Source organism: Lewinella sp. JB7, from assembly GCF_024297185.1.
In the GTDB taxonomy this organism is placed as follows: domain Bacteria; phylum Bacteroidota; class Bacteroidia; order Chitinophagales; family Saprospiraceae; genus Neolewinella.
On record NZ_JANCTD010000020.1, the window covers coordinates 1 to 4,440 of the forward strand.

Here is a 4,440-nt window from a genome sequence, read left to right on the forward strand (position 1 = left end):
GGCCGGACGGGGACACTATACCCTAAAGTTACTTTCCAACCTGGCTCGCCGCAATAGCGGCCGAAGAGTAGCCCTGATGGAGGCTCCGGTATGGCGCTTAGTTGCTTAGCTTAATGGAGTTGCTGCGGTGTTGGGCGAATTCACTCTAACTTTTCTATAAATCTCCTGACTTGATTTTTGTTGTAGTGATGAATACCATAATCATCGTTCCCCACAATTTTACGCCCCCCCCACATCAGTACGGAAAGCTACTTTGTTCGTAGAATCAAAATCATATTCCGTGTACCGTTATCGCAAAACGCTATATGTTCCTTCCTTTTTTTGTCTCATTCCTAAATTTTTTACTGCACCCAGGCAGTCAGAATAACATGTCCCTTTTCCAATAAGAGATAGACTTATCAATGGTGTTTCTAATCAAGCCGACAACGCAAAAACAATATAGTAGAATAGCCAATAGAAGAAAAGTGATACATAACATCAAAGCGTTTCAGCTAGTTTTGTTTTAAATGCGCCTAAAGTAGGAAAGTGTCTCATAATATCCGGATACTTATCAACAAGGCTTTCAGCATACATTTGCAGCATATCATCTTTTGATACATTGCTTTCGGTGATAGGTAATTCTGATTGAAGCATTTTAAGATGACGCCTAACCTGTAAATCTAAGCCCCTAGATGGCACCAAATATTTTCTTGAGTGATCAGATGACTCTATCATATCGAGGGTCGAATGCCTCAAGATGTCTTGATTTCTTCGCATATATTGAAGTTCAGTTTTTAAATCATTAATAGAATTAATTATGTATTCTTGACCAGAAATTTCCTTTGTCTCAATTTCTGCAACCTTAAACTCACCAAAACTTTGCAAAAACGACCCTGAATTTCTCCCTTTTTTGTTTGCTTCATGAGTTGCCGATAACTTTCTAGTTAAAGTCTCTTTGAATATATTAATTTTATTAAATCTTAAATCTCTTGGATATCCAACGTGCTCAATTACTCCTGTGTCAAATGAAAAGTCTGTAATATCATCTTTGACTATTATTGTCGGCTTATCAAATGCCAATCTCATACCTAATTCGAACATTACGTTGGGATTTTTACAGCTTACGTCACATACAACAATTGGGTTACTGTAAAGATTCTGGACGATCCGTTTTTGAATTACGCTGATTTCATCTGATGCGCTGACCAAATTTGATTGAAACCCAGCATCCTTAATTGCCGATTGTAAAATTTCCAAAACCTCAGACCAATGCTCAGGTTCTAAACCATCAATCTCTGAGATAGGCATTACTATTCCGCACTGTGACTGATTTCCAGGAACTAAAGTACCTGAGGGAGTTGCTTTACGTTTGATTTCCTTCTGCATATCGTTTTCGGTAATTTCTGACATTATTAAATCAGAATTTATTTTAATGTATGTATAATATGTATTTCGCCCAACGATTGCCTACCCGACGGCCGCCCTCATCGGCCAATAACAAGGGTGTTAGGATCCACCACAGCCGCTTCTAAACATATGTTAGCACCGAAAATCTTAACCGGCGGCTGTACGTGGTAGGCGGTGTTAGCGGCATTATTTAAATTTCAACCCGTGCTTTTTACACTCATTTGGTATTTCAGCTAATAATCTTAAACCAATTTGAAAATTCTCTTTCATTAATAAATCTCTTTCAATTGCCGCCTTGCGAGATTTAGGCTTATGACTTACACCATTTCTAGCCTTCATAAATGTTTTTGCTGTACCCAAAATACCAATATCAATAATTTCTTCTTTTATCATCAAATCAAGTAGTCGATTGCAAGCAATGAATTTTTCCGGCTTAAATGAATTTGTTACAAGCTGATTCTTCTTTTTTGCGTCGATTCCAATCTTCAAAATACAATCTTCGACGATTTGACCTAATTCTTGAAGTCCTGCTTTAGGATTTCCCTGGTCCATATAATTCTCATATGCATCTTTAATCAGTGGTCGAAATGCTTTGGGAAAACGGTCATATTTTATTTCTGGAAAATGTAATGAAATACTTACCCCCTGATATTCAATTTTTCCGCGACCGTCATCATCCACAGCTAATAAGCCGATCCCAAACTTCTTCGCTAGTTTAACATCATCTTGGAATGACTTAGCCGACATTGGTGCATCCCGAGGATAAGCTACAATAATTCTAATCGGTAAGCCTGATGCTGATATATCCGCAAAAAGCTCTTTGATGACTACAGGAAATGGTCTTTGGGCAACCTCGCACATAATAATTTCGGTAGGCTCTTTCCAATGAAATGTTGGACGTATGGGCACAGACTTTTCAATTGCCATTTCTATTGAAGCGTCGCCCAGTCCATATCGCATTTTAATCGCCTCATGAGCAGAGTCCGCTATACCAGTCAAATCGTTTGGTAGAATAGTATACTTCATGTCGACTAGCGGTTTAAAATATTATCGATCTCCTCCGCTAATTGGTGAAGTACTAGGCGAATATCTGCGTCTTGCTTATCTTCTGTCTTAATTTCTTTTAAATGATTAAGAGAATTTGTTAAAATCGACAATAACTTTTTCTCATCGTACAAGCCACTAACTGTGGAATTGTATACCTGCTCAATGCCTTTATTATTTCTTTCAAAAACTTGCTTTAGAGCTTTCTTAGATTTATCTTCTGAATAGTCTACATTTTTTGGCGCTGTTGCAAGTTTCGCCATTTTTCTAAAATCGACGATATTTTTTATAGTATTATTTTGATATTTATCTATAAGAGTATCTCTGACACGATCTATGTCATCAATAACTTCCGGCATATTTCGACTAACCGTTTTAAGGGACCGTTCCATTTCTATGAAAAAATCCTCGGTAAGCTTTTGCTTAGGTTTCGGCCGCTCTAATTCTTGAAGAATAACTACTTTGAATCGTTCAGGTAAGTCGATAAGTAACTTACACCGCCGTATTAATCCACGAGACAATCCAGTTTCCTCGCTTAATTCCTTTTCATTTGGCGGTCGTCCTTCTTTTTCCGTAAGCAAATCAACAACATCTGTTATTTTATTTGCAATAGTAAATAGATCCCACTGCTGGCGTAATGCGTGGATATTAAACATCATTAGCAAGTTGTCCAACGGGTCAGGTTTGTCTTGGACAATAGCCGGGATTGTTTGTAGATTCAGCTTTTTACTAGTTCTCCATCTTCTTTCCCCATCTATAATGATATAATTCGATCCTTCTTTGTAAACTGATATTGGCACCTGAACTCCAAACTTTAGGATCGAAACCAAAAGTTTGTCTAACTCATCTTGCCTGAAGATAAGTCTTGGGTTATCGGGGTTAGGCAGTACCTTGTCTACTGGTATGTCCTTAAGCTTACTGGATTGTAGTACTGACGGCATCACATACAATTGGTTAAGACTAGTTCAGATATTCTCTTTCGTTTTGCAGCTTGTCCTGCCATGGTGCTATGCCTTGGAATTTCTATAGGTTGACCAATGTCACTATACAAATCAATAATACTTTGATGCATAGCATTAGTGACTACATAAAACGCGCCAATTTTATGTAATCTTTCAATACATCTTGCAAGTCTGATTTGATCTTCCCATGAGAAAATTCTTTGGTTGTATTCGACAAACCCATTATGATTGTGGGCCACAGTATAGGGAGGGTCAATGAAAACCAAGTCATTCCTCCTAACCTTACTCAAAGATTCTTCAAATCCACTTGCGTTGATTTCGCAGAGTTGTAATTTTTTACTTACTAAAGTAATATGGTCTTTATCATACAGTTGAACATCTTCATTCTTACCATAAGGCACATTAAATTTACCTTTTAAGTTGACTCGATACAGGCCATTGTAGCAGGTTCTATTGAGGTAAATGAATTGAGCTGCCTTCTTTATCTCACATTCGTAATCTTTACTCCTGATTTCATAAAAACTTTCAGCAGAGATCGACATTTGGTCTAATTCATGAAGGACACCCTGTAGGTTATCCCTAATATGCCTATAAACATTTATTAAATCTTCATTCGAATCTGATAATATAGAATTTGTATTCAAGTTGAGCGATAAAAAAATTGCTGCTCCACCCAAAAAAGGTTCATGGTAGGTGTCAAAGTTTTTTGGTAAAATGTTAGTGAACCTTGACACGAACCAACTTTTACCTCCTGCCCAGCGAAGAAATGGCTTCAAATCGATGTTTTTGTTGCAATGTAGTGTTTTGTTTTGATTGCCGCTAACGGGGGCGCCGGTGCAGGCCGGCTCCACCAACTAACATTCGGACCGCTATTGGTTTCAAGGCCAATCTTTAAGGCTTCATCGGCACCAATAGCCTGACCGCCGGCTTGACGATGGCGCAGTGTTCACGGCCATTAAGCTAAGCATTTGATGGTATTACCGTGCTCCCGAACTTGGGAGAATGACCAACGCCCTGACCCGCTTTCTGACCCTCCTGCGCAGCTTCC

The 4,440-nt window shown here is 38.4% G+C and carries 4 protein-coding genes; all 4 read right to left on the bottom strand.

Features of this window, described 5'->3' with window-relative positions; translation table 11 throughout:
- Positions 1-477 precede the first annotated feature (477 nt).
- The 4 genes from NMA52_RS18565 to NMA52_RS18580 all read right to left on the bottom strand — a co-directional run bounded on the left by NMA52_RS18565 (position 478) and on the right by NMA52_RS18580 (position 4,168).
- Entirely contained in the window at positions 478-1,365 is an 888-nt protein-coding gene (locus NMA52_RS18565; protein WP_254829212.1) for a hypothetical protein, read from the bottom strand.
- Positions 1,366-1,572: 207 nt separating this feature from the next.
- The gene (locus NMA52_RS18570; protein WP_254829213.1) at positions 1,573-2,412 is read right to left on the bottom strand and encodes a hypothetical protein; all 840 of its coding nucleotides are present in this window, start codon (positions 2,410-2,412) and stop codon (positions 1,573-1,575) included.
- A 5-nt stretch (positions 2,413-2,417) separates the two neighbouring features.
- A complete protein-coding gene (locus tag NMA52_RS18575; RefSeq protein ID WP_254829214.1) occupies positions 2,418-3,371 on the bottom strand; it encodes a ParB/RepB/Spo0J family partition protein in 954 nt (317 codons plus the stop codon).
- On the bottom strand, positions 3,371-4,168 hold the full coding sequence (locus NMA52_RS18580) for a Dam family site-specific DNA-(adenine-N6)-methyltransferase (protein ID WP_254829215.1): 798 nt from the start codon (positions 4,166-4,168) through the stop codon (positions 3,371-3,373). Before NMA52_RS18580 ends, NMA52_RS18575 begins: the two co-directional genes overlap by 1 nt.
- Between the last annotated feature and the right edge of the window lie 272 nt (positions 4,169-4,440).

Excerpts from the sequence above, each read along its gene's own strand:
- NMA52_RS18570 (WP_254829213.1), bottom strand. The coding sequence starts at position 2,412 with ATGAAGTATACTATTCTACCAAACGATTTGACTGGTATAGCGGACTCT.
- NMA52_RS18565 (WP_254829212.1), bottom strand. The coding sequence starts at position 1,365 with ATGCAGAAGGAAATCAAACGTAAAGCAACTCCCTCAGGTACTTTAGTT.
- NMA52_RS18575 (WP_254829214.1), bottom strand. The coding sequence starts at position 3,371 with ATGCCGTCAGTACTACAATCCAGTAAGCTTAAGGACATACCAGTAGAC.